Origin of the sequence: Pseudoalteromonas sp. MMG006 (assembly GCF_018101025.1) — a bacterium.
GTDB lineage: Bacteria > Pseudomonadota > Gammaproteobacteria > Enterobacterales > Alteromonadaceae > Pseudoalteromonas.
This window is the reverse complement of sequence record NZ_JAGJEJ010000040.1, coordinates 1-2955: the sequence shown is the minus strand read 5'-3', so window position 1 is coordinate 2955 and position 2955 is coordinate 1. Positions and strand designations below refer to the sequence as shown.

The 2955-nt window shown below is 50.1% G+C and carries 1 rRNA gene; it reads right to left on the bottom strand.

What is annotated here, in order from left to right:
- Positions 1 to 45 precede the first annotated feature (45 nt).
- Positions 46 to 2935, bottom strand: a 23S ribosomal RNA gene (locus tag J8L73_RS19070).
- Between the last annotated feature and the right edge of the window lie 20 nt (positions 2936 to 2955).

Here is a 2955-nt window from a genome sequence, read left to right as displayed (position 1 = left end):
ATTAACTTCTGTCGCTTTACTGTCACAAAACGCGTTTGGCGTTGTATGGTTAAGCCTCACGGGTAATTAGTACAAGTTAGCTTAATGGCTCACACCACTTCCACATCTTGCCTATCAACGTTGTAGTCTTCAACGGCCCTTCAGAGACTTTAAAAGTCTAGTGAGAAATCATCTCGAGGCCTGCTTCGCGCTTAGATGCTTTCAGCGCTTATCAGTTCCGAACGTAGCTACCGGGCAATGCCATTGGCATGACAACCCGAACACCAGCGGTTCGTTCACTCCGGTCCTCTCGTACTAGGAGCAACCCCTCTCAATTCTCAAACGCCCACGGCAGATAGGGACCGAACTGTCTCACGACGTTCTAAACCCAGCTCGCGTACCACTTTAAATGGCGAACAGCCATACCCTTGGGACCGACTTCAGCCCCAGGATGTGATGAGCCGACATCGAGGTGCCAAACACCGCCGTCGATATGAACTCTTGGGCGGTATCAGCCTGTTATCCCCGGAGTACCTTTTATCCGTTGAGCGATGGCCCTTCCATTCAGAACCACCGGATCACTATGACCTACTTTCGTACCTGCTCGACGTGTCTGTCTCGCAGTTAAGCTGGCTTCTACCATTACACTAACCGTACGATGTCCGACCGTACTTAGCCAACCTTCGTGCTCCTCCGTTACTCTTTGGGAGGAGACCGCCCCAGTCAAACTACCCACCAGGCACTGTCCGTAACCCCGATTCAGGGGCCAACGTTAGAACATCAAAACTACAAGGGTGGTATTTCAAGGACGACTCCAACAAAACTAGCGTCTCATCTTCAAAGTCTCCCACCTATCCTACACATGTAGGTTCAATGTTCAGTGCCAAGCTGTAGTAAAGGTTCACGGGGTCTTTCCGTCTAGCCGCGGGTACACAGCATCTTCACTGCGATTTCAATTTCACTGAGTCTCGGGTGGAGACAGCGTGGCCATGGTTACACCATTCGTGCAGGTCGGAACTTACCCGACAAGGAATTTCGCTACCTTAGGACCGTTATAGTTACGGCCGCCGTTTACCGGGGCTTCGATCAAGAGCTTCTCCCTAAGGATAACCCCATCAATTAACCTTCCGGCACCGGGCAGGTGTCACACCGTATACGTCATCTTGCGATTTTGCACAGTGCTGTGTTTTTAATAAACAGTCCCAGCCACCTGGTCACTGCGGCTCCCGTCCGCTTAGAGAGCAAGTCTCATCACAGATAGGAGCGTACCTTCTCCCGAAGTTACGGTACGATTTTGCCTAGTTCCTTCACCCGAGTTCTCTCAAGCGCCTTAGTATTCTCTACCTGACCACCTGTGTCGGTTTGGGGTACGATTCGGTATAATCTGAAGCTTAGAGGCTTTTCCTGGAAGTATGGCATCAACAACTTCACTACCGTAGTAGCTCGTCTCGTGTCTCAGGTTTAATGTTCGTCCGGATTTACCTAAACAAACGCCCTACTCACTTTCACATGGACAACCATCGCCATGCTTGCTTAGCCTTCTCCGTCCCCCCATCGCAATTATACCAAGTACGGAAATATTAATCCGTTTCCCATCGACTACGCCTTTCGGCCTCGCCTTAGGGGTCGACTTACCCTACCCTGATTAACATGGGATAGGAACCCTTGGTCTTCCGGCGTGCGGGTTTTTCACCCGCATTATCGTTACTCATGTCAGCATTCGCACTTCTGATACCTCCAGCATGCCTCCCGGCACACCTTCAACGGCTTACAGAACGCTCCCCTACCACTCAACGTAAACGTTGAATCCGCAGCTTCGGTGCATAGTTTAGCCCCGTTACATCTTCCGCGCAGACCGACTCGACCAGTGAGCTATTACGCTTTCTTTAAAGGATGGCTGCTTCTAAGCCAACCTCCTGGCTGTCTGGGCCTTTCCACATCGTTTCCCACTTAACTATGACTTTGGGACCTTAGCTGGCGGTCTGGGTTGTTTCCCTCTTCACGACGGACGTTAGCACCCGCCGTGTGTCTCCCGGATATTACTTTACGGTATTCGGAGTTTGCAAAGGGTTGGTAAGTCGGGATGACCCCCTAGCCTTAACAGTGCTCTACCCCCGTAAGTATTCGTCCGAGGCTCTACCTAAATAGATTTCGGGGAGAACCAGCTATCTCCCGGTTTGATTAGCCTTTCACTCCTAGCCACAGGTCATCCCCTAACTTTTCAACGTTAGTGGGTTCGGTCCTCCAGTTGATGTTACTCAACCTTCAACCTGCCCATGGCTAGATCACCGGGTTTCGGGTCTATACCTTGCAACTAGTCGCCCAGTTAAGACTCGGTTTCCCTACGGCTACCCTATACGGTTAACCTCGCTACAAAATATAAGTCGCTGACCCATTATACAAAAGGTACGCAGTCACCTAACAAGTAGGCTCCTACTGCTTGTACGTACACGGTTTCAGGTTCTATTTCACTCCCCTCACAGGGGTTCTTTTCGCCTTTCCCTCACGGTACTGGTTCACTATCGGTCAGTTGGGAGTATTTAGCCTTAGATGATGGTCCACCTATATTCAGTCAAAGTTTCACGTGCTCCGACCTACTCGATTTCACTTAAAATGTCTTTTCATGTACGGGACTATCACCCTGTATCGTGGCACTTTCCAGAGCCTTCCATTAACACATAATAAGCTTAAGGGCTGTTCCGATTTCGCTCGCCGCTACTTTCGGAATCTCGGTTGATTTCTTTTCCTACGGGTACTTAGATGTTTCAGTTCTCCGCGTTCGCCTCGTTAACCTATGTATTCAGTTAACGATACCTGCAAGCAGGTGGGTTTCCCCATTCGGAAATCCTAGTCTCAAGCGCTTTTTACTAGCTTGACTAGGCTTATCGCAAGTTAATACGTCCTTCATCGCCTCCAACTGCCAAGGCATCCACCGTGTACGCTTAGTCACTTAACCATACAACCCAAACGGGTCTT